Origin of the sequence: Streptomyces sp. NPDC057877 (assembly GCF_042796855.1) — a bacterium.
In the GTDB taxonomy this organism is placed as follows: domain Bacteria; phylum Actinomycetota; class Actinomycetes; order Streptomycetales; family Streptomycetaceae; genus Streptomyces.
Map to the genome: position 1 here is coordinate 101,622 of NZ_JBHVMS010000010.1, position 26,804 is coordinate 128,425.

The following is a 26,804-nucleotide window of genomic DNA, read 5'->3' on the forward strand; positions in this document are numbered from 1 at the left end:
GCGACCACACCGTGCGGAAGGGGCATGACACATGGCGCAGGTACCCGGCGGGGTCCGTCAGCACCCACCGAACAGCGCACGGGGACTCGGCGGCGGGGCCGCCCTCTTCGCGGGCTGGGCGCTGGAGCTGAGCGGGACGCTGAGCGTCCTCCTCGGCGTCGTCGGCGTCACCCGCGACACCCTCTTCAGCTCCCCCGACTACACCTACGACTTCAGCCTGACGGCCTGGGGCTGGATCCACATCGTCATCGGGATCGCGCTCATCGCCGCTGGCCTGGGTGTCCTGGTGGGCAGGAGCTGGGGCACGGGGGCGGGTGTGGCGCTGGCCGCGGTCAGCCTGATCACCCAGTTCATGTTCATCCCCTTCTACCCGCTGTGGTCGATCAGTGTGATGACGCTCGACCTCCTCGCCATCTGGACGCTGGCCAGGTTCCTCGCGTGGGACGACGACGCCGCGTAGCGATGCGGGCGCTCAGACGGCGAGCGGTTCCAGGCGCTCAGACGGCGAGCGGTTCCAGCAGCCTCTTCGGCTTGAGCAGGGCCCGGCTGACCGGGTCCGCCGGGTCCGGGTCCAGCCCCGGGCCCGGCTCCATGAGGACGTCGCCGACGGGTACGACGATGCCGCAGGCGGGGCATTCCCCGTAGGGCCCCAGTTCGGTACGGCAGTCGGCGTGCCGGAAGGTGCGTCGGCGGGCGCCTTCGAGGTGCTCGCGGCCCCACAGTCCGAGGGAGCGCAGGGTGGGCCACAGAGCGATGCCGCGCTCGGTGATCACGTACTCGTCGCGCGGGGGCGACTGCTGGTACCGCCGCTTCTCGAGGAGCCCCTGCTCCGTCAGCTTCTGCAGCCGGGCGGAGAGCACGGCGCGCGGGATGCCGAGGTGGACCAGGAAGTCGTTGTAGCGACGGACGCCGAACAGCGCGTCGCGGACGACGAGCAGGGTCCATCGCTCGCCGACGACCTCCAGTGCGTTCGCGATGTTGCACTCCTGCGTCGCGTAATCCTTGCCCAGCGCCATGCCCTCCACCTTACCTAGTGAGTTCGGTGATTGAACTCACAGACGGGATCCATGTCAGCTTCCTGATTCCACGGATGCGAGCAAGTAGGTTCAATGAACGAACCTTAGCTCCCAGCCTCCGGAGGCCAGCCCCATGTCCCGCCTGGGCACACCACCAGCCAAGACAGCGACACCCGACGTCAAGGCGCCCCCCGAGAACGCCCCGCGAGCCCGCGCCACCCTCGCCCTGACCAGCGTGGCGACGGCCGTGACGCTGATGACGTACACCGCGCCGCTCGTCACGCTCCGCGACACCGCCGCGGCCCTGCACACCCCGCTCTCCGCGCAGGCCTGGCTGATCAACGGCACACCGCTGGGGCTGGCCGCCCTGCTGCTGGTCGCGGGCAGCCTCGCCGACGACTACGGCCGCCGCCGGATCTTCCTCCTCGGCACCGTCGCCCTCGGCACCACCACCGCACTGGGCGCGCTGACCTCCTCGACCTGGCTGTTCACCCTGGCCCGCATCGCACAGGGCGCGGCCAGCGCGGCGATCCTCGCGAGCAGCCTGGGCCTTCTCGTGCACGCCTTCCCGAGCCCACGCGGCCGACTGCACGCCACCGGCGTCTGGGGCGCCTTCGTCAGCGGCGGCATCGCGGCCGGTCCGCTGGTGGTGGCCGCGATACCGAGCTGGCGGGTGGCGTACGGCGTCCTGGGCGCGGCGATGCTGGTCCTGGCGGCCCTGTCGGCGCGTACGTTGGCGGAGTCCCGCTCCCCGAGGGACGGGCGTCCCGACCTCCTGGGCGCGCTGGCCTTCGGGCTGGCCCTGGTCTCCCTGGTCGCCGCCCTGACGCTGGGCCGGGACGGCTGGCTGCGCGCTCCGGTGGGGCTGCTGCTCCTGGCGGCCGTCGTGCTCCTTGGCGTGTTCGTGCTCGTGGAACGCCGTGCGCGGAACCCGATGATCGAGCTGGGCCTCCTGCGCCGCCCCGGCTTCCTGGCCTCGTCCATCGGCGGCCTGTTCACGGGCCTCGCGGTGATCGGCGTCTTCAGCTTCCTGCCGTTCATCCTCCAGCAGGCGCTCGGTCTGTCTCCCCTGGATACGGCGTGGCTGTTGCTGCTCTGGTCGGGCCTGTCCTTCGGTGTGGCCCTCCAGACGAAGCGGCTGGCGGGCCGGGTGCCGACGCGTCACCAACTGGCCCTGGGGTTCGTCCTGCACGCGGTCGGCACCCTGACGATGCTCGGCGCGATCAACGCGGGATCCTGGCACCGGCTGCTGCCCGGCCTGGTCATCAGCGGCATCGGCAGCGGCCTGCTCAACGCCGCCCTGCCCCTGCTGGCGGTGGGGTCGGTGCCGGCCGCCCGGGCGGCCATGGGGTCGGGCGCCCAGCAGACCCTCCGGTACATCGGTTCCTCGGTCGGCGTGGCGCTCACGATCGCCGTCGTCACCTCGTCGAGCGGCGGTCTGGGGGACGGCACGAACGTCGCGATCCTCGCCGGGGCGGTGTTGTCGGTGCTGGCTGCGGGGGCGGTGCTGGTGGTGCGGGAGCGGGCGTGAGGGGGTGGCGAACGGTCCCGGGCAACCCCCGATACCGTTCGCCTCGCACCGACCGGCTCAGCGCCTGAGCCCCGCCCGGACCACCATGGCGTCGTGGTCCGTGTAGGTCGTCGCCTCGATCTCCAGACGCGGCGCCCGCAGGTCGCCGTACACATGCTGGATCCCGGGTGCCTGTCCCGCCGCCGCGTCGGTCAGCGTCCACTGCCCCTCGGGCGCGCACGAGGAACGCCGGTTGACATCGCCCGCGAAGAGGGTCGGACGGCCGCGCGAGGCGAGCACCTGGCGCAGTTCGTCGCACTGGACGGAGTTGGTGGTGCCGGGCGCCTCCCCGTCCGTCGAGAGGTGGCTGGTGCACACGTCCAGGCCACGGGCCGTGGTGACGCACAGCCACCGTCGCTCCTCGACCCCGCTGAACACGGAGTACGGCGCGTCCTGGTGGGCGCGGATGGCCTCCTTGGTCAGCACGGCGTTGCCGAACACGCCCCGTCCCTCCGGGGACTTGCACGGCAGCGGGGCGCCCCGGTAGATCACCGTGGCGAAGCGGTAGTGGTAGCCGGTGCGGGCGGCGATCTCCGCGACGTCGCCGCTGCACGCCTCGTTGAGGGTGACGGCGTTGACATCGTTGGCGAGGGTGCGGGAGACGACCTCGTCCAGGATCTTCGGATACTCGGTCTTCCCGTAGCACCCGGCGTATCCGCTGGCGCAGACGTTCATCTGGAGCAGCGCATAGCCCGGACGCGCCTGGGTGCGCGGTGCACCGGAGTCGGCGTCAGCGGCGCTCGCGGTGGCGGTGGCGGCCGGGGTCAGCAGCCCGGCGGCGAGCAGACAGGCGGGGAGCACGGAACGCAGCCGTGCGAGCAGGTCTTTGATCACCGCGCGATTGTGCGCCGGTCCGCGCCGGTCCTGACAGGGGCATCGGGAAGTGTTCGCCGACCTGTCGGCAAGGTGTCACCGGTCGGCCGCCGACGGCTTCGCGCACAGGTAGGGGCGGGCGAGGAGGAGGCCGGTGCCGGTCAGGGCGATGCCGAGGTAGACGGGCGCGAGGTGGACGAAGTCCGTGTAGTGGATGGCCCCGTGCACCACGACGGCCGGGAGGAAACCGGCCGCCGCCGCGGCACCCAGCGTCCAGAACACCCAGCTCTCACCGCGCCGCCAGCCCCACGCGCTGAGCAGCGTGATCGCCACCGCGGCGGACATCAGGGCGCCGCCGAACCCCGCGCGGTCATGGGCGACGAACGGCACCAGCCGCGGGTTCACGGCCTCCAGCGCCGGGGCGCTGGCGTCCAGGAAGACCAGGTCGGTCGGCACGAAGACCCCGGTGAGACCGACCACGGAGATCACCGCGCCGCCGACGAACAGCCCCGCTCCCGTGACGATCAGCAGCAACTGGCCCACCAGCGCCCGTCCGCGCTCCGGCTCCGGACCCTCGGGCGCCCACCGCCAGCGCGGTGCGTGCGGGGTTCGGCGGACCCCGGCCACGAACATCGGGAACAGCACGAGGGCGGTGGCCGTGTGCAGGGGTTCCACGAAGCCGGTGCCCAGGAAGTAGAAGAGGGTGGGGAAGCCGATCGCCCCCGAGAGCAGCAACACCTCGCGGGCCCAGCCCCAGCCGCGCCGGATTCCGCCCACGGCGAGGCCGGTGTAGAGGGCGCCGATCGCGACCATGGTGCCCGCCATGGTGATGCGGTCGTGCTGGAGGAAGTGCACGAGGTGGTGGTTGGCGGCATGCAGTTGGTGCAGGGTCATGCCGAGGTAGTCACGGTCGTACCAGAGCAGCACCGGCCCCAGCGTGATCGCCGCCGCGCCCAGCCCGGCGCCCGTCATGCCGAGCCCGACGAGCAGCGCCCACCACCAGGCGGGCCAGCGGCGGGGGTCGCGACCGACGTCCCGCAGGCGCGGCGCGGACGTGGTGGGCGTGGCCGCCTCGATGACCCGGGCGAACCATCCGGGCCCGGCCGCGACGAGCACCGCGGGCCGGGCGAGCACCACGGCGCCCGGCTCGGCCAGCGCGTCGGCCGCGGCGCCGACCGAAGGCTCGGACACGCGGGTGACGTGCGGTTCGTCGCCGCTGGTGAACCCGTCGACATACGGCTGCAGGGCGGCCTCGGTCCCCGGATCGGTGGCGCGTACGACGACCGGGACGGAGCGGTCGGCGGCGGCCCGCCGTACGGTCTCGGCGTCGGCGGCCGAGACGGGCGCCACCTCCACGACACCGGCCCCGAGTGGGGGCATGGCGCGTATGGCCTCGTGGGCGAGCGAGGGCGGGACGGATATGCCGAGGCGGACGGTCACCGGCACACCGGCGATCTCGCCCGCGAGGCACTGCGGCGGATGGCGGTGGCCGAACGCGCGGGCGATCAGCCGTGCGCCACGGGGCCGGGAGCCGATCGCGGCCAGCAGTCGCAGCGCGGTGAGCTGTGAACGGCGTCGGCCGAGGACGGCGGCGGCCGGGCCGCGCAGCGGGTGGTACGTCCAGTCCGGCATGTCAGCGCTCCCCGCCGGGTGCGGTCCAGCCGAGCACCGGTGTCATGGCGCGCAGCGTCGCCCAGGTCGGCGTCAGCCGGGCGGCAGTGTCGCGCAGCAGCGCCGCGGGCGGCCACGACAACTGGCCGAGTGCGCCGAGCCGGGCGGAGCGGCGTGTGATGGCCTGCGTCCGGGGGCGGCGGGCCAGGTCGTACGAGCGGAGGGCGGCGGTGGTGTCCGGGGTGCCGTCGAGGCAGTGGGCGAGGGTGACCGCGTCCTCCAGTGCCTGGCAGGCGCCCTGGCCCAGGTTGGGGGTCATGGCGTGCGCCGCGTCGCCCAGCAGGGCGACCCGGCCCCGGACGAAAGAGGGCAGCGGCGGCAGTGCGTACAGGTCGTGCCGGAGCACCGCGTCCGCGGGGACGGCGGCCAGCAGGGCGGGTACGGGGTCGGGCCAGGACGCGAAACGGTGTCGTAGTGCGGCGTGTTCGGATGCGGTGGGGGCGGTTCCCGGTGGCAGTGACGCGGTCGCGAAGCAGTACATCCGGCCGTCCGGGAGTGCCGTGTAGCCGAACCTCTCCCCTCGTCCCCAGATCGCCGCGCCCTCGGCGGGTGGTTCGGCGAGGGGTTCGGTGACCATGCGCCAGGCGGTGTACCCGGCGTACCGGGGTTCGGCCGCGTCGGGCCACAGGGTGCGGCGGACGGTGCTGCGCAGCCCGTCGGCGCCGATGACGAGGTCGGACCGGGACTCGCCCGCGGAGTGCTCCACGACCGGCCGGGCGCCGTCCTCCTCGCGCACCGCGGACACCGCGCTGCCCGACCGCAGACCGTCTGCGGGCAGCGCCTCGGTCAAGGCCCGCAGCAGGTCTGCGCGGTGCAGGACGACCAGGGGCTGGCCGTAGCGGCGCCGCAGCTCCGTGTTGTCCGTGCGGGACAGCCAGCGGCCCTTGCGGTCGCGCAGGCCGCCGGTGGCCTCGATGGAGCCGAGGGTCCGGACGGTGTCGTCGAGGCCGAGGGCCCGGAGGGCGCGCAGGGCGTTCGGCCACAGGGAGATTCCGGCGCCGATCTCCGTGAACCGCGGGGCGCGTTCGAGCACCTCGACGCGCCAGCCCTTGCGGTGCAGGGCGATGGCCGCCGCGAGGCCGCCGATGCCGCCGCCGACGACGGTCGCGGTGCGCTGCGGCATGGTCCTCGCTCCGGGTTCGGGGGCGCGGGCCCGCTGAGCAGGGCCTTATCGCAGCATGCCGACAGGGCCCTGTCAAACGTACGGTCAGTCGCTCGCGGTCAGCGCGGCGCGCGCGGTGGCGAGGATCTCCTCGGAGAGGGGGGAGCCCTTGGTGGCGCGGGCCAGGACGAGCGCGCCGACCATGGTGCAGAGGCGGGTGACCCCGTCCTCGTCCTCGGTGTCGAGCCACTCCGCGAAGTCCCGCACGCCCTCGGTGTAGGCGCGGCGGGCCTCGTGGTCACCGGGCTCACGCGCCATGTCGGTGGCGAGTGCGGCGACGGGACAGCCGTCCGCGGGGCTGTCGCGGTGTTCCGTGGACAGATAGCCGTCGATCAGCGCCGTCTGGGCGGCCTCGCGCTGCCCTGCGTGCCGTTCGAGTCCGGCGTCGCGGCGCTGGGTGAACCCGTCGAACGCGTGGGTGGTGGCCTCGCCGATCAGTGCCTCCTTGGAGGCGAACTGCTTGTAGAAGCCGCCGTGGGTGAACCCGGCCGCCTTCATCAGGTCGGCGACGCTGACGTGGGTTCCCTGTTCCCGGAACAGCCGGGACGCGGTCTCCACGACCCGCTTGCGGTTCTCCTCGGCTTGCGCCTGCGATACGCGGCCCATGAGCCACCGCCTCCCGGCCCTCGTTTGGATGTCGACTGGCATCTATCCTAGGCCAGTGTTTAGATGTCACCCATAATCTAATTTTCCACGGGAGTGCACATGGAACTCAAGAACGCGGTCGCAGTGGTCACCGGCGCCAACCGGGGGCTCGGCCGCCACCTGGCCGAACAGCTCGTGCGGCGCGGGGCGAAGGTGTACGCCGCGGCCCGCCACCCCGAGACGGTGGACCTGCCGGGAGCCGTCCCGCTGCACCTGGACGTGACCGACGAGGAGTCGATCCGCACCGCCGCCCGTGTCGCGTCGGACGCGACGCTGCTGGTGAACAACGCGGGCATCTCCACGGGTACGCCGCTCATCGCGGGCGGCGTGGACGCGGTGCGCCTGGAGATGGAGACGAACTACTTCGGCCCGCTCGCCGTGACCCGCGCCTTCGCCCCGGTCATCGAGGCCAACGGCGGCGGCGCCGTCCTCAACGTCCTGTCCGTCCTGTCCTGGCTGCACCCGGCCCCCCTCGGCTCCTACGCGGCGACCAAGGCCGCGGCATGGGCCCTGACCGGCGCGACCCGCGAGGAACTGGCCCCGCGCGGCATCACCGTCTCCGCGCTGCACGTCGCGTACATGGACACCGACATGGCCGCCAGCGTCCCCGCCGACCAGAAGACCGACCCCGCCGATGTCGCGGCCCAGGCCCTGGACGGTGTGGAGAAGGGCCTGCCCGAGATCCTCGCGGACGACACGACGCGCTACGTCAAGCAGAGCCTGGCGGCCTCTCCTGACGCGGCGTGAGGGGGGTCGGCGGTCTCCGCGGTGTGGCAGAGTGCGCATCCTGGAGTACGCGGAATGCTTCGACGACGACAAGGGGATGAGCCGTCGGCTTCCTCGGCTGGCCGCCTTGTACCGTCCGTGGCACTCCTGATGAGGCGGAGACATGACCCAGCAGACCCACGACGTCGACCACGAACTCATCCGGGCCGCGGCCGACGTCGCTCGCACCCGGTGCCGGGGCGACAACCACACCATGGCGGCAGCCGCCCGGGCCCGGGACGGGCGGATCGTCAGCGCGGTGAACGCCTACCACTTCACCGGCGGCCCCTGCGCCGAACTCGTCGTCATCGGCACGGCAGCCGCCCAGGGCGTCTACGAGCTGGACACCATCGTCGCCGTGGGCGACCGCGACCGGGGGGTTGTTCCGCCGTGCGGGCGGTGCCGTCAGGTTCTTCTCGACTACTTCCCGGAGCTGAAGGTCATCGTCGGCGAGGGCGACCGGGTGCGGAGCGTCCCCATCGCCGAGTTGCTGCCCGCGAGTTATGTCTGGGCTGACCACCAGCTGGACGCGGATCCCGCGTCCGCTGGTGCGGCCGGAGCCTGACGGCCGCAGGGGACACTCCCGTCAGCGAGAAGCGGGGACGTCGACGTCGCCGAGCCGGACGGGACGGATGCTGCGGCGCATGCACAGCCAGGCCGCGGAGACGAGGGTCAGCACCTGGTCGTGCATCTCGGCGTCGGTCAGTCCAGCGCCGTCCTCGTCCCGGCTGGCGAGGAGCGTCGACAGCAGGTCGCCGTGGTCGGTGCCGCCGCGCCGGTACGCGGTGATGGAGTCGTCGATCGCACGGCGCAGGTCGGTGACCGCGCGCTCGAAGCGGCGGTTGCCCGGGGTGGGCAGCGCGGCGCACCAGTCGGGCAGCGAGGTACGCCGTCGGTGAGCACCGGCAGCACCCTGCGCGTCACGTCGCCCATTCCTCCAGGAGTCGCGGCACGTCTGGTGCCGTTTCCTTCGTCACGCCGGTCAATGTCCCACGCCCCTTGCACGCCGTGGCCCCTCATATTCGAGGGGCGGCGTCGACGCGGCAATCCTTAGTCACCCTCAGCGCCCTCACCTCGCTCGCCGCCCGCCCCCCGCCGCCCCGGGTCCCGGGACGGTCGTGTCCCAGCAGGTCAGAGCCGTTCCTGTCCCGAGATGGGGGAAGCGGGCGGGATCGCCTGGCGAGCGGTGATCTTTCGCCGCAGACTCCCCTCATCGGCCCGGCGGATCACCTCCGGAGGTGACGGCGCCGTGGGGCAGCGGCCGTAGGCCCGCCCCTCTCTCCTTCCTTCACCTCACCTCACCTCATCGAAAGGCTCACCATGACCCGAACCAAGCTCCGCGCGACCGTCGCAGCACTCGGCACCGTGGCGGCACTCGCGCTGGGTGCGACGCCCCCGGCCACCGCCGACGACGTCCGGCAGACCGCGGACCTCATCATGAACCTGCGCTACTACGACTTCACCAACCACCCGAAGATCCCCCCGTTCAACTGGTCCAACGACGGGTGCAGCGGCCCGCAGGAGTTCAAGGACCTGTTCACCGAGGCGTGCAACCAGCACGACTTCGGCTATCGCAACTACGGGCATCAGTACGGAGGCCTCAACCTCAGCCCGACCCGGGAGACGAAGGACTGGATCGACACCCGCTTCTGGCACGAGATGCGCCAGACCTGCATCGACCACCACGGCGGCAGCAACTGGTGCCTGGGGCACGCGAAGGTCGCCTACGACGCCGTGAGCCGCTTCGGTGACGAGCACTTCTGGGAAGCGGGCTGAGAGCGCGGGCTGAACCGGCGGGCTGGTACGCCCGCCGGTTCAGCCCGTGCGGAGGACCCGCAGGCGACCGGGCCGCGCCGGATCGCGGTCGACCACCTCGACGGGCGCCCAGGCCCACTGCCACACACCGGTGCCCGGCGTGCGGCAGAACCGGATCGGCCCACGGGTGCCCTCGACCCCGATGTGCGGCCAGCCCGCGGCGATGCTCGCGCGGTCCACGCCGTACGACCGCAGCGCGTCCGCGAGGACGACGACCATGTCATAGCCTTCGAAGGCCACGAAGGAGGGCGCTTCACCCAGCCTCTCGCGAAGGGCCCCCTCCACCCGCGCCCCCAACGGGCTGAGCCGCTCGGACAGATAACGCAGGAACGGCACCCCCGTGCCGTCGTCGCCCAGCGACGCCCCCCAGGTGGCGAACTCGGGTTGCCCGGCCGGGGCTCCGATCAGGATCCCTGCGAGGCGCTGGTCACCGCGGACGGACCTGACGACCGGCACCGCCGGATCCGGATGGCCCACCAGCAGCAGGAGGGCCGTCGCACGACTCTCCACGAGGGCGTCGCACACGGCGTCGGGGGTCAGCACGCTCATGTCGAGTTCGGCGACCGTGCCGCCGTGTGCGCCGAGGTGGTCGCGCAGGACGCGGGTGCCGGTCGCCCAGTAGACACTCGGCTGGGCCGCTACGGCGATACGACGGTGGCCCGCGCCGAGGAGGAAGTCGCCGTAGACCCGCCAGCCACGGGACTGCGGCGGGGCGAGGCGCGCGACCCAGTCCGTCGGATGGTCGGTGAGCGCGTCGAGCACCGCCGACGAGCAGAGGAACGGCAGCCCGAGGGCGTCGGCCCGGGCGGCGGCGGCCCGAGCGACGACGCTGTGGTACTCCCCCGCCGCCGCGACCACGCCCAGCTCGGCCAGTTCGCCCAAGGCGGTCACGGCTCGGTGGGGGTCGGCCGCGGTGTCCCGCACCACAAGCTCCAGCGGTCGTCCGCCGATCCCACCGGTGTCATTGACCTCACCCACGGCCAACTCCGCTCCGGCCAGCAGGTGCTGGCCCGCCTCAACCCAGCCAGGCCGGGTCAGCGGAGCGAGGGCGCCGATCCGGACGGACGTCATGCGCCCGTGGCGGGGGACGCGGGCCTGCGCAGCAGCCACTGGCCGAAGGTCCGCCGCAGCGGTCGTACCACCACGCGGCCGTGGGCCTTGTGACCGACCACCTCGACACGCAGCAGCACCGGCGTGGCGGGGCTCGTCGGGGCCTGGCGGTGCTTGACCCTGCTGTGCACCAGTTGCAGTCCGTCCGTATCGACGACGATGCCCGGCTTGGTGACCAGCGTCAGGGTCTTCCCCGTCATGGCCACGTCGATCCGCAGGGTGTCGTGGGTGATCACGGCGTCCGTGAAGTCGAGCGTCACCTCGCAGTAGGTCACGGCGAGTTCCAGCCGCCTCGGCAGCACCCAGCGCCCGGCGCGCTCGATCGGGCCGCTGAAGACCTGCTCGATCCGGACCACGTCCTTGACCTCTGCTCCGGCCAGGCCACCCGTGGCCGATACCGGCGGCAGGTCGGCGGTGAGGGCGGCCAGTTCGCCCAGGGTGCGCGCCGACAGGGCGGCTTCCAGGCGCTCGTCCAGCTCCTCCGCGGTCAGCATGCCGTCCCCCGCCGCGATCCGCAGGACGTCCACGACCCGGTCCCGGTCCGCGTGGGACGCCCGCAGCTCGGGCGACGAGCCGGGACCCTTCCCGGTGGGCGAGATCTCTCCCGACATGCTTCCGTCCTAGTCCTGCGGAGTCCTGGCGACCGTCCCGGCGCGACACGGGCAGCGGCGCGCCAAGGAGAAGACTAACGCCATATCGCGACACGCAAGTTGACCACCGACCCCGCCTCGGAACCCTCCACCACTTCACACTTTCATCACAGGGCCGACATATCTCGTACACCTTCGATAGGCTCCGCCCGCACCAGTGGCACCAACGAGGGGGGATCACCTCATGCGCATACGCCTCGCCGTGGCGACCGCGGCCACGGCCACCGGAGTACTGGCCGCCGTGACCGCGACGCCCGCCCAGGCCGCCGAGTACACCTCGGCCCTGAAGGTCAAGGGCATCCAGTACGACGCGCCGGGCCCGGACGACAACCGGTGCAGCGGCGGCAACACCAGGGCCGAGTACCTGACGGTCAAGAACTACTCGAGCAGCAGGACCGTCAACCTCAAGGGCTATGTCGTCAAGGACGCCGCCGGGAACAGGTACGCCTTCACCGCCAACCACTACCTCCAGCCCGGCGACTACGTGAAGCTGCGCGGCGGACGCGGCACCGACTCCGACGCCAACAACGTCGTCTACCGCCAGAACTGCAATTTCATGTGGAACAACGACAAGGACACCATCTACCTGTACAAGCCGTCCGGCGCCCGCGCCGACGTGCACTCCTACACCAAGCGCGACGACGACCGGGACGGCAACGGCTACATCAGCTACCACGGCTGACCACGTCCGACGCGTCCCTGCCGGGACCGAGGCTCAGTCGAGTTCGGCGAACGACTCCACGTCCCGGATCTTGCCGGTGACGATGATGACGTCTCCCTTGGAGATGACGGTGTCGGCGGTGGCGTGGGTGAAGCCCTCGCCCGGGCGTTTGATGCCGACCACCGTGACCCCGTACTTGGTGCGGACCCCGCTGCGGCCCAGCGGGACACCGGTGGCCGCCTCCGGGACGACGGTCTTGACCAGGGCGTAGTTGTCGTCGAACTCGATGAAGTCGAGCATCCGACCGGTGACGAGATGGGCGACGCGCTCGCCCATCTCGTGCTCGGGGAGGACCACGTGGGGGACGCCCAGCCGTTCGAGGATCTGACCGTGCTGACGGCTGATGGCCTTGGCCCAGATGTTGGGCACCTTCGCCTCCAGCAGATTGGTGGCGATGAGGATGGACGCCTCTATGTCGGTGCCGATGCCGACGACCGCGCTGGTGAACTCGTGCACACCGAGCTGCCGTAGCGCCTCGGGGTCGGCGCAGTCGGCGACGGCGGTGTGGGTGAGGCAGTCGCTCATCTTCTGCACCAGCTGCGGGTCGGTGTCGACGCCCATGACGTCCCAGCCGCGCCGCATCAGCTCGATGGCCAGGGAACTGCCGAAGCGGCCCAGGCCGATGACGGCGACGCGCTGGTCCCCGTGCTGTCCGGCGTACTGGGCCGCGAGCTGTTTGGCGCGGCGGCGGCGCAGGTTGTGCAGGTAGTTACCCAATGACGGGTCGCTCCTCAGGTAGCTGGTAGCGGCGGGTGCGCTCGCGCAGGGCGAGCGCGGACACGAGGGTGACCGGTCCCAGTCGGCCGACGAACATCAGCACGATCACGATCAGCTGTCCGCTGGTGGGCAGATCGGCGGTGATGCCGGTGGACAGTCCCACGGTGCCGAAGGCGGACACCGACTCGAACAGGACTTCCTCGAAGGGTTCGTCGACGACCACGAGGAGGGCGAGCGTCGCGCTCAGTACGAACCCGACGCCGCCCAGGGCGACGGTCAGCGCCTGGCGCAGCACATGCGGGGCGAGCTTGCGGCCCAGCACACCGGAGTTGGGCTCGCCGCGCACCTCGGCGACCATGGCCGCGCCCAGCACGGCGAAGGTGGACACCTTGATGCCGCCCGCCGTACCGGCGCTGCCGCCGCCGATGAACATCAGCATGCAGGTCAGCAGCAGCGTGGCGTCCGTCATCGCGCCGATGTCGACGCTGTTGAAGCCCGCGGTACGGGACATGGCCGAGTGGAAGAACCCGGCGAGGATCTTCTCGTGCCAGTCGAAGCGTCCGAGGGTGCCGTCGTTGCCCCACTCCAGGGCGCAGGTCAGCAGGGCCCCGAGGCCCAGCAGCACGGCCGTGGTGAGCACGGTGAGACGGAAGTGCAGGGACCAGCCCCGGCGGCCGGTGAGCTGTCTGCGGCGACGGTGGCGCAGCCACTCCAACAGCACCGGGAAGCCGATGCCGCCCAGGATCACGGCGACGGCGACCGGCAGCGTCATGTACGGGTCCCGGGCGTACTGGGTGAGGCTGTCGGCGTGCAGCCCGAAACCGGCGTTGTTGAACGCCGAGACGGCGTGGAAGAAGCCCAGGTAGACGGCGTCCCCCAGGGACTCGCCGTAGCCGAACCGCAGCCGTAGCGCGAGCACCGCGCCGACGGCCAGCTCCACCATCAGCGTGCACCCGGCGACGCCGAGCAGCACGGTGCGTACGTCGCCGATGCCCAGGCTCTTGGTCTCCGCCTGCGCGGTGAGCTGCATGCGCAGCCTCAGCTTGCCGGAGAGGAGCAGGCCCAGCAGGGAGGCCATGGTCATGATGCCGAAGCCGCCGACCTGGAACAGGGCCAGGATCACGCCCTCGCCGAAGGCGCTCCAGTAGGTGCCGGTGTCGACCACGACCAGGCCCGTCACACAGACCGCCGACGTGGCCGTGAACAGTGCCGTCACCAGCCCGGTGGGCGAGCCGTCCTCGCTGGCGACCGGCAGCGTCAGCAGGACGGTGCCGATCAGCACCACCGCGGCGAAGCCCGTCACCACGGTCCGCGCGGGGTGCGCCAGGAACAGCGCGTGCCACACCCGCACCGCTCTCGAACGACGGACCGCCCCCGCCGACGGCACCGCCGCGCGTTCGCTCACGCTCGGGCCCCTCCACCTGTCGCATCCCGCTCGGACGTCGTCAGGATCCGGCAGGTCATGCCAAGATCCCGGCGGCACACCTTAACCGAACACGCGACCGGACAGGGCCTCGGAGGAGCGGCAACAGGTCGACGGCGCCGCGTCGACCTGATGCCGCTGGACGCGTTACCTCCCGGCGAGTTCCCTGAGGGCGATGTTGAGTTCGAGGACGTTGACGTGGGGCTCACCCATGAAGCCGAGGGTGCGACCGTCGGTGTGCTCGTCGACCAGCTTGCGCACCTGCGCGACGGACACGCCGTTGGCCTCGGCCACGCGCCTGACCTGGATGTCCGCATAGTCGGGCGAGATGTGCGGGTCGATGGCGGAGGCGGAGCCGGTGACCGCGTCCTTGGGGACTTCCGACTCGGGTACGCCGTTGAAGGCGGCGACCCGCTTCTTGGCCGCCTTGACGTCCTTGACGAGGGTGGGGTCGCTGGCGCCGAGTTGGCTGGAACCGGTGGACAGGGGGTCGTAGCCGCTGTGGGAGGGCCGCCCCTGGAACCACTGGGGGTCGGGCCGGTCGGTGCCGGGCAGGTTCCAGCTCTGGCCGATGAGCTTCGAGCCGACCTCATGGCCGTCGACCTGCACCAGGGAGCCGTTGGCCTGGTCATGGAAGAGGGCCTGGCCGATGCCGGTGACCGCCAGCGGGTAGCCGACGCCGGTCAGGACGGTGAGGACGAGCAGCATGCGCAGGGCGGCCCAGGCCGTGCGGCCGGTGGTGGCGAGAGAGGTGTTCATGTCCGTCAACCGATCCCGGGGATGAGCGAGATGAGCATGTCGATGACCTTGATGCCGATGAACGGGGCGACCAGGCCGCCCAGGCCGTAGACGGCGAGGTTGCGGCGGAGCATCCGGTCGGCGCCGACCGCCCGGTACCGCACGCCCTTGAGGGCCAGCGGCACCAGCGCGACGATGATCAGCGCGTTGAAGACCACCGCGGCGAGGATCGCGGAGTCGGGGCTGGACAACCGCATGACGTTGAGCTTGTCCAGGCCCGGGTGGACGGCCGCGAACAGCGCGGGGATGATCGCGAAGTACTTCGCGACGTCGTTGGCGATGGAGAACGTGGTCAACGCGCCCCGGGTGATGAGCAGTTGCTTGCCGATCTCGACGATCTCGATCAGCTTGGTCGGGTTGGAGTCGAGGTCGACCATGTTCCCGGCCTCTTTGGCCGCCGACGTGCCGGTGTTCATGGCGACGCCGACGTCCGCCTGGGCGAGGGCCGGGGCGTCGTTGGTGCCGTCGCCGGTCATCGCGACCAGTTTCCCGCCCGCCTGTTCCCGTTTGATGAGCGCCATCTTGTCCTCGGGCGTGGCCTCGGCGAGGAAGTCGTCGACGCCCGCCTCCTCGGCGATCGCCTTGGCGGTCAGCGGGTTGTCGCCGGTGATCATGACGGTGCGGATGCCCATCCGGCGCAGTTCCTCGAACCGCTCCCGCATGCCGTCCTTGACGACGTCCTTGAGGTGGATGACGCCCAGGACGCGGGCGCCCTCGCCGTCGCGCACGGCGACCAGCAGCGGGGTGCCGCCCGCCGCTGCGATCCGGTCGGCGATGCCGTGCGCTTCGCCGTCGACGGCGCCGCCCTGTTCCCGTACCCAGGCGACGACGGAACCGGCCGCTCCCTTGCGCACCTTCCGCCCGTCCACGTCCACGCCCGACATACGGGTCTGGGCGGTGAACTCGATCCACTCGGCGCGCGCCAACTCCCCGTGGTGCCGCTCGCGCAGCCCGTACCTCTCCTTCGCGAGGACGACGACGCTGCGGCCCTCCGGGGTCTCGTCGGCCAGCGACGACAGCTGGGCGGCGTCCGCCACCTCGGCCTCGGTGGTGCCGGGCACCGGGACGAACGCGGCGGCCTGCCGGTTGCCGAGGGTGATGGTGCCGGTCTTGTCCAGCAGCAGCGTGGAGACGTCACCGGCCGCCTCGACGGCACGGCCGGACATCGCCAGGACGTTGCGCTGGACGAGGCGGTCCATGCCCGCGATGCCGATCGCGGACAGCAGGGCGCCGATGGTGGTCGGTATGAGGCAGACGAGCAACGCCACCAGCACGACCATGGTCAGGTGGCTGCCCGCGTACTCCGCGAAGGGCGGGAGCGTGGCCACGGCCAGCAGGAAGACGATCGTGAGCGAGGCGAGCAGGATGTTCAGCGCGATCTCGTTCGGCGTCTTCTGCCGGGCGGCCCCCTCGACCAGGCCGATCATGCGGTCGATGAAGGTCTCGCCGGGCTTGGTGGTGATGCGGATGACAATGCGGTCGGACAGCACCTTCGTCCCGCCCGTCACGGCGCTGCGGTCGCCGCCGGACTCGCGGATGACGGGCGCCGACTCACCGGTGATCGCCGACTCGTCGACGGAGGCGACACCCTCGATGACATCGCCGTCACCGGGGATGGTGTCGCCCGCCTCGCACACCACCAGGTCGCCGACCGTCAGCTCGGTGCCGGGCACCACGGTCCCGTCGGCCTTGCGGGCGACCGTGTCGGTCCTGGCCCGGCGCAGGGTGTCCGCCTGTGCCTTGCCACGGCCCTCGGCGACCGCCTCCGCCAGGTTGGCGAAGACCACGGTCAGCCACAGCCACGCGCTGATCGTCCACCCGAACCAGTCGCCGGGGTCCTGGAAGGAGAACACGGTCGTCAGCGCGGACCCGACGAGCACGACGAACATCACGGGCGACTTGACCATCACCCGCGGATCGAGCTTGCGCAGCGCCTCCGGCAGCGACGTGACCAGTTGCCGGGGGTCGAACAGTCCCCCGCCGACGCGCCCTTCGGGCCGGTGTCCGGTGGGCGCGTCCTGGTGCGGCGCGAGGGTGGGAGTGGACATGGAGTCCTCGTACTTCTTCGGCTTGTTCAGGTGAGTGGTCATCACGCCAGCCCCTCGGCCAGCGGTCCCAGCGCGAGCGCCGGGAAGAACGTCAGTCCGGTGATGATCAGGATCGCGCCGACCAACAGCCCGGTGAACAGCGGCTTCTCGGTGCGCAGGGTGCCCGCGGTGACGGGCACCGGCCGCTGTTCGGCGAGCGAACCGGCCAGCGCCAGGACGAACACCATCGGCAGGAACCGGCCCAGCAGCATGCACAGCCCGAGCACGGTGTTGTGGTACGGCGTGTCCGCGCCGAACCCCGCGAACGCGCTGCCGTTGTTGTTGCTGGCGGAGGTGTAGGCGTAGAGCACCTCGGAGAAGCCGTGCGCGCCGATGTTCGTCATCGACGACTGCCCCTTGCCCAGCGCCATCGCCAGCGCGGTGCCGGTCAGCACGAGCGCCGGGGTGATGAGGAGGTAGCAGGCGGCGAGCTTGATCTCACGGCCGCCGATCTTCTTGCCCAGGTACTCGGGCGTGCGGCCGACCATCAGCCCGGCGATGAACACCGCGATGACCGCCATGACCAGCATGCCGTAGAGACCGGAGCCGACCCCGCCGGGCGCGATCTCGCCGAGCATCATGCCGAGCAGCAGGACGCCACCGGACAACCCCTGGAAGGAGTCGTGGAAGGAGTTCACGGACCCCGTCGAGGTCATGGTCGTCGACACCGCGAACAGCGAGGACGGCCCCTCCCCGAAGCGCTGCTCCTTGCCCTCCATCGCGCCGCCCGCGAGCTGCGAGGCGGTGCCCGGATGCGCGTACTCCGTGATCGTCACGGCGACGACGCCGAGGAACCAGATCACCCCCATCGCGGCGACGATCGCGTACCCCTGCCGGACGCTGCCGACCATCCGCCCGAAGGTCCGCGGCAGCGAGAACGGGATCACCAGCAGGAGGAAGATCTCCAGCCAGTTGGTGAAGCCGTCGGGGTTCTCGAAGGGGTGCGCGGAGTTGGCGTTGAAGTAGCCGCCCCCGTTGGTCCCCAGGTCCTTGATCGCCTCCTGCGAGGCCACCGCACCGGGGCTGATGGCCTGCTTGTCGCCGGTCAGCGTGGTCACGGTGTGGATGTCACCGAAGTTCTGCAGGGCACCGCAGGCGATCAGCAGCACCGCCGCGACCACGGAGACCGGGATCAGGATGCGTACGACACCACGCACCAGGTCGGCCCAGAAGTTGCCCAGCTCCCCGGTCCGCGACCGGGCGAACCCGCGCACCAGGGCCACCGCCACCGCGATACCGACGGCCGCGGAGACGAAGTTCTGCACGGCCAGGCCCATGGTCTGGGTGACATGGCCCATCGCGGCCTCACCCGAGTACGACTGCCAGTTCGTGTTCGACACGAAGGAGGCGGCCGTGTTGAACGCCTGGTCCGGGCTGATCGGCTCGAAGCCGAGCGACAGCGGCAGCCTGTCCTGCACCCGCGTCAGCAGGTACAGGAACAGGACCCCCACCGCCGAGAAGGCGAGGACGGCCCGCAGGTAGGCGGGCCAGCGCATCCCGGCGTCCGGGTCGGCGCCGACGGACCGGTAGATCCACCGCTCGACCCGCAGGTGCTTCCTGGAGGAGTACACGGCGGCCATGTAGTCGCCGAAGGGACGATGCACCAGGGCGAGCGCGCCGATCAGCGCGGTCACCAGCAGCACATCGGCAAGTACGGGGCTCATCTCGGCGGCTCAGAACCTCTCCGGGAAGACGAGGGCGGCCACCAGATAGCCCAGCAGGGCGACGGCCACCACCAGACCCACCACATGCTCGGCGGTCACAGCCTGCCCACCCCTCGGGCGATGAGAGCCACCAGCGCGAACACCGCGACCGTGGCGAGGACGAAGGCCACATCGGCCATCGCAAGCTCCCTGAACAAGTTCGAGAACGGATCGGACCAGAACAGGAAACCTGCGGCCGGGCCGCGTACGACGGCCCTTGACAGCCCTCATACGCCGGACCCCGCCCGCTTTGACGCGCCTCATACGCGGGGCTGGCCCGGACCGGGCGCTCGCGCGGCGGGGTCAGGCGTTGAGGAACCGCTGGAACTGGCCGTCGAAGTCCCTCGGGTCCCTGCTCAGGGACGCCTTGACCATCCTGGTGAAGTCGTCGACGACCACTTCGAACGCGTCCGCCTCGACCCCGTCGAGGGCGGCGTCCGCGACATCGGCCGGGTCCATCTTGGGTACGTCGTAGCCCTTCGTCATGTCGGTGTCGGCCGCTCCGAGGTGCACCGAGGTGACGAGGGTCCCCTGCCCGGCCAGTTCCTGGCGCAGGGCGTTGCCCATGCTCCAGACGGCGGCCTTGGAGACCGCGTAGGCGCTGCTGCCGGGGAAGACGAACCAGGACGCCGAGGAGGCGATGTTCACGACGGCGCCTCCGCCGTTCCTCGCCAGGACCGGGGCGAAGGCGCGGACCATGGACAGGGTGCCCCAGAAGTTGACCTCCATCGTGGTGTGCACGGCGTCCAGGTCGCCGAGCAGGGCCGCACCCCCGATGCCCGCGTTGTTGACGAGCAGGTCGACGTCGTGGGCGGTACGGGCGGCCTCCGCCACGGCGTCGGGGTCGGTGATGTCGAGGCCGAGGACCTCCACGCCGTCCAGGTCGATGGATTCCGGTCGACGCGCGGTCGCGTAGACCTGCGCGCCGCGCTTGACGAGTTGGGCTGCCAGAGAGCGGCCGATGCCGCGGTTGGCTCCGGTGACGAGCGCTGTGGCTCCGCTGATGTCCATGACGCGTACGCTAGAACCTCACGTCGACGTGAGGTTCAAGTCCGGACGGCGAGGAGGCGCGATGCGGATCGGAAAGGTCGCCGAACGGGCGGGCGTCAGCGTTCGCGCGCTGCGCTACTACGAGGAGCAGGGGCTCGTCATCGCCGCCCGCGGCCCCGGGGACCAGCGGCAGTACGCGGAGTCCGACGTCGAGCGGGTGCGGTTCATCCAGCTCCTCTACTCGGCCGGGCTGCCCAGCAAGGCGATCCTGGACATCCTGCCGTTCATGGACACGCTGGTCGCCACCCCGGAGATGACGCGACGGCTCACGGACGAACGTGACCGCATCCAGACCCGGATCGACGACCTGACCCGGGCACGCGAGCGGCTTGACGAGCTGATCGGCCTCGCCGCCGGGTTCACGGCGGCGTCACCGGCGCAGTGCTCGTCAGGGGCGGAGGTCACCGCGGGTGCCGGTGCCCAGGACGGCGAACACGCCCCGGACGCGGTCGCCGTCCGGCGACTGCCAGGCGCCGGTGACGTGGCCGGTCGCTCCCTGGGGAGCGGCCGAGGCGGGCCGCAAGACCCGGTGCAGGCGGAGGGCCGTGCCCAGTAGGGTGCCCTCCTCGTCGTCGACGGCCGTGGTGATGTCCGCCGCGAGGGAGCCCTCACCGGCGTAGGCGGCGATGACCTCCCGGTCGGGGGCATCGCTGACGCTCTGGGCCTGGGCCTGCGCCCGCCCCTCGATCAGCGCCAGCAACTGGGCGACGAGCACGGGGTCATGGCAGCCGTCGTACGCCCAGCGCCGCCCCAGCACGCCGTGCTCCATGGTGCCGACGAGGGCGTGCTCGGCCCCGGCGAGCGGGGCGCCGCGGTAGGTGAGCGGGACGAGGTACGTGGTCGGGTCAGGAACGTCGGACGTGTCGGTCACCACCATGAACTCGATGCCGACCTCACCCTCCGGGTCGTCCAGCCGGAAGCCACCCGCCTTGAGCAACTCCGGTTCGGCGGCACCGCCGCGGTACCAGGGACGGGAGGGCAGCCAGGAGGTGAGCAGTTCCAGCTTGGTCGGCTTGACGGTGGTGTGGTGGATGACGGCCATGCCGACGGTCCCCTTCCGTTGGGTCATTGCCAGTGCCAGAAGGATTATCGCGGTACGCCACGGGCCGCCGACCCACCGGACCCCGTACGGGACTCAGACCACGGTGACCACGGCCTTACCGCGCGCATGCCCCCGCTCCACATGGCGTACGCCCTCGGCGGTGTCCGCCAGGGAGTAGGTCCGGTCGACCACCGGGGTCAGCTTCCCGGCCTCGACCAGGGTGGTGACGGCGAGCAGGTCATCGTGGGTGGGCCCGGACGGCGCGGCCGGGAGGATCGGGCGCAGTCGCTGTCCTACGACGGCGTTGACGGCCACCACACGCAGCATCGAGGCGACCGCGCCGAAGACATGGCCGGGCGAGCCACCGCCGTTGGCCACCAGGGTCCCCGACGCCGTCAGCGCCCGACGCAGTCGGCTCAACGGGCGGTTGCCGACGTTGTCGAGGATCACGTCGTAGTACCCGCGCCGGTCGGTGAAGTCCTCCCGCGCGTAGTCGACGACATGGGCGGCGCCCAACGAGCGCACCAGGTCGGCGTTACCGGCGCCGCACACCCCGGTGACCTCCGCGCCCAGAGCCGCGGCGATCTGCACGGCGAACGTACCCACCCCACCCGCCGCCCCGTTGACCAGCACCCGCTGCCCGGCTTGGACCTGACCGACCGTCCGTATCCCCCGCAGCGCCGTCACCGCCCCCATCGGCACGGCCGCCGCCTGTCCGAAGGTGAGGCTCGCGGGCTTGGGCACCAGCAGGTCGGCCGTCGTACGCGCGTACTCGGCGAAGGCACCCGGACAGAAGCCCAGCACCTCGTCGCCGGGCCGGAGTCCCTGGACGTCGGCGCCCACCGCCTCCACCCGCCCGGCCGCGTCGATCCCGGCCACCCGGGCCTTCGGACGGAACAGCCCCACGCCGCCCATCAGCCGCGCCACATACGGATCGCCGCGCAGCAGGTGCCAGTCGTAGGGGTTGAGCGCGGCGGCGTGCACCCGCACCAGCACCTCGCCGGGCCCGATCTCCGGCCGTTCGGTGTCCGTCACCCTCAGCACGTCCGGCGGGCCGAACCGTTCCTGGATCACTGCCTTCATCTGCCTGCCCCCAGCCCCAAGTGAGGTGTACGGCGTACACCCTCTTCGGGGCAGCGTAGGTGTACGCCGTACACCCGGTCAAGGTCCGTCGAGGGGGTCAGATCGCGCCGCGGAGCCTCTCCAGGCCGTCCAGCGTCAGATCCAGCGCGAACTCGAACTCGAACTGGTCGTCACAGCCCGAGCCGACGACGGAGTCCTGGTCATGGGCGACCGCCATCGCCAGTTCGGTGATGTGGGGATAGCGCGCGGCCATCTCCTCCGGCGGCGGCGCGTCCGGATCCGGGGCGCGGTCGGGGCTGTCCTGGAACAACTCCTGGGAGAACCCGAGCAGTCGGCTGCCCATGACGTGCATCGCGTGATGCACCAGGTCGATCGAGAAGCCTCCGGCCCGGAAGATCCCGATCATCGAGTCCAGGTACGCCATGACGGCCGGGGTCGGAGTGACCCGCGCCTTCATCCGCGACTCGATGACCTCGGGCGCCCACGGGTGCCGGAGCAGCATGCGGCGGGCCGACAGGACCCGGCGGCGCACGACGGTCTTCCAGTCGGCGTCGTCGGCCGGTGGGTCGATCTCGCCGACGAGGACGTCGATCATGCCGTCCAGCAGTTCGTTCTTGTTGGCCACGTGCTTGTACAGCGCCATGGGGACGACGCCGAGCGCCTGCGCGATCTTGCGCATGCTGAGCGCGTCGACCCCGCCTTCGTCGGCCAGGGCGACGGCGGCGCTCAGGACCCGCTGCCTGCTCAGGGGAACTCGGGACCGTGCGGCGGCGTCGGCCTGCGTGCTGATCTCGACCATCTCCTCTTGTACGGCAGCTACCTGCGCTCCCCTCCACGAATCTACCGTCAGGGCCTGTCCCACTCGGCCAGCAGCAGCGCGGACCGGGCCGCCCTCAGCCGTCCTCCCTCACCGCCGCGTCGAGGAGGGGCCCCAGCTCCCGGGATACGACCGTCAGGGCGCGGACATCCCGCTCGGCCCGCGCGATGACGATGGCCCCTTCCAGGGCACTGATCATGAGCGTGGCGAGCGAACCGGCCCGCGCCCGGGGCACGCCCATGTCGGCCAGCGCCTCGGCCACCGGCCCGGTCCAGGCGGCGAGCGCGGCAGCCGCCGCCTCCCGCGTGGACGCGGTGGAGTCGGCGCAGTCCACCGTGGCGGCGGCGACGGGGCAGCCACCCGTGAAGCCGACGGTCCCGTACTCGTCGGTCCACTGCCGCACCATCTCGGCGAACAGCCCGCTGGGCGTCGGCCGGTCCAGCGCCGCGAGGAAGCGGGCGACCCGGTTGCCCGCGTAGCGCCCCGCCCAGCCGACCGCCTCGTTGACCAACTGCTCCTTGCCGCCGGGGAAGTAGTGCTGGAGCGAGCCGCGCGGCGCCTCGGCGTGCGCGGCGACCTCACGCATCCCGGCGGCGGCGACCCCACCGCGCCGGATCAACTGGGCCGCGCTGAAGACCATCCGCTCACGTGGCCCGCGTTCGGACACCGCCATCCCGACCTCCCGTACCGTGCGGCGCTTCGGAGTGGCACCCACCCTATGACGACCGTCATAACGACCGCTACTATGACCACCGTCATAGTCAGGGGATGCGGGCCGGAAGTGATGGTGGTGCGTCATGTACGTCGGTTTCATCGGCCTCGGCGTCATGGGACAGCCCATGGCCAGCAACCTCGCCCGCGCCGGGACACGACTCGTCGTATGGAACCGCACCCCTGGCCGGTGCGAGCCCTTGCGTGCCCTCGGCGCCGAGGTGGCGGTCAGCACCGCCGAGGTCTTTGACCGGGCCGAGACGGTGTTCCTCATGCTGGCCGACGAGACGGCGGTGGACGCGGTCCTGGGACGCGGCACCCCGGACTTCGCCGCGCGGGTCGCCGGGCACACGGTCGTCCACATGGGCACGACCTCGGCCGAGTACTCGAGCGGCCTGCACGACGACATCCGGGCGGCGGGCGGCCGGTACGTCGAGGCACCGGTCTCCGGTTCCAGGACCCCGGCCGAACGGGGCGAACTCGTGGGGATGCTGGCCGGGGACGACGACGCGGTGGCGGCCGTACGCCCTCTGCTGGCACCCGTGTGCCGCGACACGTTCGACTGCGGGACGGTCCCGGGCGCGCTGCTGACGAAGTTCTCGGTGAACCTGTTCCTGATCACCTTGGTCACCGGCCTCACCGAGGCGTTCCACTTCGCCGACCGGCACGGTCTCGACCAGCGCCTGCTCCGGGACGTCCTGGACGCGGGCCCCATGGCGAGCGCGGTCTCCCGCATCAAGGGGGCCAAGCTGCTGACCCGCGACTTCACCGTCCAGGCAGCCGCCGCGGACGTCCTGAAGAACAACCGGTTGATCGCGGCGGCGGCCCGCGAGGCCGACCTGGCCACCCCGCTCCTCGACGTCTGCCACGCCCTCTACGGCGAGACGGTCGAGCAAGGCCACGGCGGCGAGGACATGGTGGCCGTGCTGCGTGCGCTGGAGTCCCGGAGCGACCGAGCCCAGGACCGGCCCTCCGGCCCCTCCACGGCCGGAACAAGGCCCCAGCCAGACCACGTCATCGAGGCATGAAGGCCAACCGGTCACACCTCGGGAGTTTCGCCCTTCTACATCTCGCGGAGCCGGGCGTGCGGTGGCGGTGGACGTCTCGCGCCCGACGGGCGCCTGCTCGCCATCGTCCCCAACCCGGCCCCGTACCCGGCAGGGAACGCGGAAGCGTTCGGCTCCCGCGTCCACGCACGCGTCCCCGGACGCGGTACACGGTCGTCGACGCCGGGCGGTTCGTGGCCGGGCATGCTCGGGGTCCGGTCGCGCGTCCGGCAGTGACCTCTCGACCGGCCACCGGCAAGCTGCTCGTCCAGGCCCTGGCCAGACGAAGTCCGCGACTCGGCTCCGCTGCTGCCACCCTCGGCAGAGGCACGGGGCGTCAGGCCACAGGTGGTTCGGGTGGGATGAGGCCGAGCGAGCGGGCCTTGTTGATCGCTGTCACCCGGTCGTGCACGCGGAGCTTCTTGTAGAGGTTCTCCTTGTGCTTCACGACGGTCTTCTCCGTGATCCGGAGTCGGCTGCCGATGGCGTGGGCGGTCAGACCCTCATCCAGCAGCGTCAGGACGGCCATCTCCCGCGCGGTGATCCCGTACTCGGCGGGATCGCCGAGCCTCGGCATACGGAGTGACACGCGCTCGTGGGCGGACACCGTGTCGAGCAGTGAGCGGGCCAGCCCGGCGTACTCCAGGTCGCGATCGCTGAAGCCGTGACGGCTGCGGCTCATGATGACGCCCCGGATCTGTCCCGGGCGGGAGCTGAGCGGGAGCGCCAGTTGGCGGTCGATCCCGATGGCCGACTTACCGGCGCGATAGGCCTCGCTTTTCCACCAGCGGTCGTCGGCGACCTCGTCGAGCGTCAGCGGGGTCCGGTCCGCCGAATGCGCGTAGTGACGCAGCAGGGGGTGCGCCCGCATGTGCGTGGCGATCAGGGCGTCCAACGGCGCCTCGTGCAGCCAGTCGGGCTTGCCGGTCAGGGCATGCCCGGTGCCGACTGTCCAGTCCAGATCGATGAGGACGGCCAGATCCACCGGCAGGTCGGTCGTCAGTCGCTCCATGAGCAGCGGCCACACACGCAGCGGCCCGGGTTCGGTGAGAATCGCCTTCGCCAGGTCATGGATGAGTGTGGCGTCACGCCCGGACAGAGCTGTCACACACGCAGTGTGCCTGATCGGCATCCCCCCGGTCGGGCAAACCGTGAAGATCTTCGGCGATGTCCCCCAGTCCTGACTTTTCGTCATTGCCCAGAACCACATCCATCCCAACAGGCGCGCGGCACTACGGAGTTGTCCGTATTCAGAGGGCCCGCACGGAGCGCCAGTCTGGTGAGGAAGGGGCGGGCCTGTTCGTTCGCCCGCGTCACCGTCGTGGAGGTCGACCACGCCGCGGGCCGCGGCGAGGGATACCAGCGGACCCGCGTCGAGGGCCACGTGACCCCGGAGCCGACCCCCTGAGGCCCCTCAGCCCTCAACCCTCAACCGACATCCGTCGCACCGTGGGAGAAGCGATGAACGACAACGCCGACAAGGACATGAACAAGGGCACGGACAGCGAGGCAACCGTGCGCAGGCGGGCGCTGCTCGGCGGCGCCCTCGCGCTCGCCTCCGAGGTGGTGCTCGGCAGTGCGCCAGCGGCGCACGCCGGAGTGAACGCGGCCTTCCGCTGGTGCCAACGGTGCCAGGGGATGTGGCGCGCGGGCGCGGGGGACAACGGCCACTGCCCGGTGGAGCACTGGTGGGACCACAGCCACTACACCGAAGGCAGCGGGGTGTACTGGTTCGTCGACCAGTGGGGCGACTTCCACCACGACCCGGTGACCACGGGCTCCCTCGAGATGAAGTGGTGCCGGACCTGTAAGGCGGCGTACTTCGACACACCGGGTCCGACCCTGTGCCCCAACAACGCGCGGGGCCACACGCCGTCGTCCGAGACGTACCACGTGGAGGGCCCGACGGACGCCAACCCCAAGTATCCGCACCAGGCAGGATGGCGGGTGTGCCAGAACTGCTTCGGGTACTTCTTCATCGGTAACGGCCTGGGCAGGACCCACTGCGCGACGGGTCGTTGGCACGTGCCGCTGACGGTGAACCTTCGGGAGGTGGAGAGGCTGCCCCGGCACGGGAACCCGCCACACTGACGGCTCCCCCGTCGGCTCTCCACGGTGTGGCGCCCGCCTTGCCATGACGTGTCCCCGGTGCGCGTGATGCCCCACGGCTACCGATGAACGGTATCGCGCCGTCGCTCGCCGGGGCGGTGCTGGTGCGCGTCCTGCCGCTCGGGGCCCGCCGGGCGGAAATCAGGTCGCCCCGGGTCAGTGCAGCGTGGCCGAGGCCTTGGCTGACTTACTGTCCAAGGCCTCGCTGGACCGCGGCTTCGAACCGGTCCCGCTCCTCCCGCGAGACCTCGAGCTGGCTCGCAAGGTGGCCTTGCCCGTG

Annotated in this window: 28 protein-coding genes and 1 pseudogene; 10 read left to right on the forward strand and 19 right to left on the reverse strand. The window is 71.3% G+C overall.

Annotated elements, in window-relative coordinates; all coding sequences use genetic code 11:
• The first annotated feature begins 31 nt into the window (after window positions 1-31).
• Complete coding sequence (locus ACFVQG_RS29160; RefSeq protein ID WP_383389030.1) at window positions 32-460, forward strand: hypothetical protein; 429 nt, start codon at window positions 32-34, stop codon at window positions 458-460.
• 37 nt (window positions 461-497) lie between these two features.
• Here the strand turns inward: ACFVQG_RS29160 and ACFVQG_RS29165 are convergent, their stop codons facing one another.
• Window positions 498-1,016, reverse strand: a complete 519-nt coding sequence (locus tag ACFVQG_RS29165) for a winged helix-turn-helix transcriptional regulator (protein WP_383389031.1) — start codon at window positions 1,014-1,016, stop codon at window positions 498-500.
• A gap of 133 nt (window positions 1,017-1,149) precedes the next feature.
• On the opposite strand from ACFVQG_RS29165, the gene ACFVQG_RS29170 reads away from it, so the two are divergent.
• Window positions 1,150-2,547 (forward strand): MFS transporter, encoded by a 1,398-nt coding sequence (locus ACFVQG_RS29170; RefSeq protein ID WP_383389033.1) that lies wholly within the window; start codon window positions 1,150-1,152, stop codon window positions 2,545-2,547.
• 57 nt (window positions 2,548-2,604) lie between these two features.
• Here ACFVQG_RS29170 and ACFVQG_RS29175 read toward each other — a convergent pair whose 3' ends face one another.
• From ACFVQG_RS29175 to ACFVQG_RS29190, 4 genes are all read right to left on the reverse strand, one after another.
• Window positions 2,605-3,420 (reverse strand): endonuclease/exonuclease/phosphatase family protein, encoded by an 816-nt coding sequence (locus tag ACFVQG_RS29175; RefSeq protein ID WP_383389035.1) that lies wholly within the window; start codon window positions 3,418-3,420, stop codon window positions 2,605-2,607.
• Window positions 3,421-3,495: 75 nt separating this feature from the next.
• Window positions 3,496-5,031 carry a hypothetical protein gene (locus tag ACFVQG_RS29180; RefSeq protein WP_383389037.1) on the reverse strand — a complete coding sequence of 512 codons (1,536 nt, stop codon included), beginning with the start codon at window positions 5,029-5,031 and terminating at the stop codon, window positions 3,496-3,498.
• A 1-nt stretch (window position 5,032) separates the two neighbouring features.
• Window positions 5,033-6,193 (reverse strand): FAD-dependent monooxygenase, encoded by a 1,161-nt coding sequence (locus tag ACFVQG_RS29185; RefSeq protein ID WP_383389039.1) that lies wholly within the window; start codon window positions 6,191-6,193, stop codon window positions 5,033-5,035.
• An 84-nt stretch (window positions 6,194-6,277) separates the two neighbouring features.
• A complete protein-coding gene (locus tag ACFVQG_RS29190) occupies window positions 6,278-6,838 on the reverse strand; it encodes a TetR/AcrR family transcriptional regulator (RefSeq protein WP_383389040.1) in 561 nt (186 codons plus the stop codon).
• Window positions 6,839-6,937: 99 nt separating this feature from the next.
• On the opposite strand from ACFVQG_RS29190, the gene ACFVQG_RS29195 reads away from it, so the two are divergent.
• The 3 genes from ACFVQG_RS29195 (at window position 6,938) to ACFVQG_RS29205 (ending at window position 9,418) form a co-directional block, all read left to right on the forward strand.
• Window positions 6,938-7,624, forward strand: coding sequence for an SDR family oxidoreductase (locus tag ACFVQG_RS29195; RefSeq protein WP_383389042.1), 687 nt, complete (start codon window positions 6,938-6,940; stop codon window positions 7,622-7,624).
• Window positions 7,625-7,766: 142 nt separating this feature from the next.
• Window positions 7,767-8,207, forward strand: coding sequence for a cytidine deaminase (locus tag ACFVQG_RS29200; protein ID WP_383389044.1), 441 nt, complete (start codon window positions 7,767-7,769; stop codon window positions 8,205-8,207).
• A 755-nt stretch (window positions 8,208-8,962) separates the two neighbouring features.
• Window positions 8,963-9,418 (forward strand): phospholipase A2, encoded by a 456-nt coding sequence (locus ACFVQG_RS29205; protein ID WP_383389047.1) that lies wholly within the window; start codon window positions 8,963-8,965, stop codon window positions 9,416-9,418.
• Between the two features lie 39 nt (window positions 9,419-9,457).
• On the opposite strand, the gene ACFVQG_RS29210 is transcribed toward ACFVQG_RS29205, so the two are convergent.
• Both ACFVQG_RS29210 and ACFVQG_RS29215 read right to left on the reverse strand, forming a co-directional pair.
• Window positions 9,458-10,528, reverse strand: a complete 1,071-nt coding sequence (locus ACFVQG_RS29210; protein ID WP_383389049.1) for an ABC transporter substrate-binding protein — start codon at window positions 10,526-10,528, stop codon at window positions 9,458-9,460.
• Complete coding sequence (locus ACFVQG_RS29215; protein WP_383389051.1) at window positions 10,525-11,178, reverse strand: DUF1707 domain-containing protein; 654 nt, start codon at window positions 11,176-11,178, stop codon at window positions 10,525-10,527. The genes ACFVQG_RS29210 and ACFVQG_RS29215 overlap by 4 nt, the downstream gene beginning before the upstream one ends.
• Window positions 11,179-11,401: 223 nt before the next feature.
• Between ACFVQG_RS29215 and ACFVQG_RS29220 the strand changes: the two genes are divergently transcribed.
• The gene (locus ACFVQG_RS29220) at window positions 11,402-11,899 is read left to right on the forward strand and encodes a lamin tail domain-containing protein (protein ID WP_383389053.1); all 498 of its coding nucleotides are present in this window, start codon (window positions 11,402-11,404) and stop codon (window positions 11,897-11,899) included.
• Between the two features lie 33 nt (window positions 11,900-11,932).
• Here ACFVQG_RS29220 and ACFVQG_RS29225 read toward each other — a convergent pair whose 3' ends face one another.
• From ACFVQG_RS29225 to ACFVQG_RS29255, 7 genes are all read right to left on the reverse strand, one after another.
• Window positions 11,933-12,655, reverse strand: a complete 723-nt coding sequence (locus ACFVQG_RS29225) for a potassium channel family protein (RefSeq protein WP_383389055.1) — start codon at window positions 12,653-12,655, stop codon at window positions 11,933-11,935.
• On the reverse strand, window positions 12,648-14,060 hold the full coding sequence (locus ACFVQG_RS29230; protein WP_383389057.1) for a TrkH family potassium uptake protein: 1,413 nt from the start codon (window positions 14,058-14,060) through the stop codon (window positions 12,648-12,650). The genes ACFVQG_RS29225 and ACFVQG_RS29230 overlap by 8 nt, the downstream gene beginning before the upstream one ends.
• 165 nt (window positions 14,061-14,225) lie before the next feature.
• On the reverse strand, window positions 14,226-14,837 hold the full coding sequence (gene kdpC, locus ACFVQG_RS29235; RefSeq protein WP_383389059.1) for a potassium-transporting ATPase subunit KdpC: 612 nt from the start codon (window positions 14,835-14,837) through the stop codon (window positions 14,226-14,228).
• Window positions 14,838-14,842: 5 nt separating this feature from the next.
• The gene (gene kdpB, locus ACFVQG_RS29240; RefSeq protein WP_383389061.1) at window positions 14,843-16,966 is read right to left on the reverse strand and encodes a potassium-transporting ATPase subunit KdpB; all 2,124 of its coding nucleotides are present in this window, start codon (window positions 16,964-16,966) and stop codon (window positions 14,843-14,845) included.
• Window positions 16,966-18,627 carry a potassium-transporting ATPase subunit KdpA gene (kdpA, locus tag ACFVQG_RS29245; protein ID WP_383389063.1) on the reverse strand — a complete coding sequence of 554 codons (1,662 nt, stop codon included), beginning with the start codon at window positions 18,625-18,627 and terminating at the stop codon, window positions 16,966-16,968. Before kdpA ends, kdpB begins: the two co-directional genes overlap by 1 nt.
• Window positions 18,628-18,636: 9 nt before the next feature.
• Window positions 18,637-18,726 (reverse strand): K(+)-transporting ATPase subunit F, encoded by a 90-nt coding sequence (gene kdpF, locus ACFVQG_RS29250; RefSeq protein WP_383389066.1) that lies wholly within the window; start codon window positions 18,724-18,726, stop codon window positions 18,637-18,639.
• A gap of 243 nt (window positions 18,727-18,969) precedes the next feature.
• On the reverse strand, window positions 18,970-19,677 hold the full coding sequence (locus ACFVQG_RS29255; RefSeq protein WP_383389068.1) for an SDR family oxidoreductase: 708 nt from the start codon (window positions 19,675-19,677) through the stop codon (window positions 18,970-18,972).
• Window positions 19,678-19,738: 61 nt separating this feature from the next.
• Between ACFVQG_RS29255 and ACFVQG_RS29260 the strand changes: the two are divergent.
• Window positions 19,739-19,924: pseudogene (locus ACFVQG_RS29260) on the forward strand (MerR family transcriptional regulator); the annotation flags it as partial.
• 180 nt (window positions 19,925-20,104) lie between these two features.
• On the opposite strand, the gene ACFVQG_RS29265 reads toward ACFVQG_RS29260, so the two are convergent.
• From ACFVQG_RS29265 to ACFVQG_RS29280, 4 genes are all read right to left on the reverse strand, one after another.
• Window positions 20,105-20,758, reverse strand: a complete 654-nt coding sequence (locus ACFVQG_RS29265) for a 1,4-alpha-glucan branching protein (RefSeq protein WP_383389432.1) — start codon at window positions 20,756-20,758, stop codon at window positions 20,105-20,107.
• A 93-nt stretch (window positions 20,759-20,851) separates the two neighbouring features.
• Window positions 20,852-21,841 (reverse strand): NAD(P)-dependent alcohol dehydrogenase, encoded by a 990-nt coding sequence (locus ACFVQG_RS29270; protein ID WP_383389070.1) that lies wholly within the window; start codon window positions 21,839-21,841, stop codon window positions 20,852-20,854.
• A 97-nt stretch (window positions 21,842-21,938) separates the two neighbouring features.
• Window positions 21,939-22,640: a TetR/AcrR family transcriptional regulator gene (locus ACFVQG_RS29275; protein ID WP_383389072.1), complete on the reverse strand. Its 702-nt coding sequence runs from the start codon at window positions 22,638-22,640 to the stop codon at window positions 21,939-21,941.
• 94 nt (window positions 22,641-22,734) lie between these two features.
• Window positions 22,735-23,331: a TetR/AcrR family transcriptional regulator gene (locus tag ACFVQG_RS29280; protein WP_383389074.1), complete on the reverse strand. Its 597-nt coding sequence runs from the start codon at window positions 23,329-23,331 to the stop codon at window positions 22,735-22,737.
• 124 nt (window positions 23,332-23,455) lie between these two features.
• Between ACFVQG_RS29280 and ACFVQG_RS29285 the strand changes: the two genes are divergently transcribed.
• On the forward strand, window positions 23,456-24,397 hold the full coding sequence (locus tag ACFVQG_RS29285; RefSeq protein WP_383389076.1) for an NAD(P)-dependent oxidoreductase: 942 nt from the start codon (window positions 23,456-23,458) through the stop codon (window positions 24,395-24,397).
• Between the two features lie 355 nt (window positions 24,398-24,752).
• Here ACFVQG_RS29285 and ACFVQG_RS29290 read toward each other — a convergent pair whose 3' ends face one another.
• Entirely contained in the window at window positions 24,753-25,523 is a 771-nt protein-coding gene (locus tag ACFVQG_RS29290) for a response regulator transcription factor (protein ID WP_383389077.1), read from the reverse strand.
• Between the two features lie 171 nt (window positions 25,524-25,694).
• Here ACFVQG_RS29290 and ACFVQG_RS29295 point away from each other — a divergent pair, with 171 nt between their 5' ends.
• Window positions 25,695-25,823, forward strand: coding sequence for a hypothetical protein (locus tag ACFVQG_RS29295; protein WP_383389079.1), 129 nt, complete (start codon window positions 25,695-25,697; stop codon window positions 25,821-25,823).
• Between the two features lie 53 nt (window positions 25,824-25,876).
• Complete coding sequence (locus ACFVQG_RS29300; protein ID WP_383389081.1) at window positions 25,877-26,506, forward strand: hypothetical protein; 630 nt, start codon at window positions 25,877-25,879, stop codon at window positions 26,504-26,506.
• Window positions 26,507-26,804 lie beyond the last annotated feature (298 nt).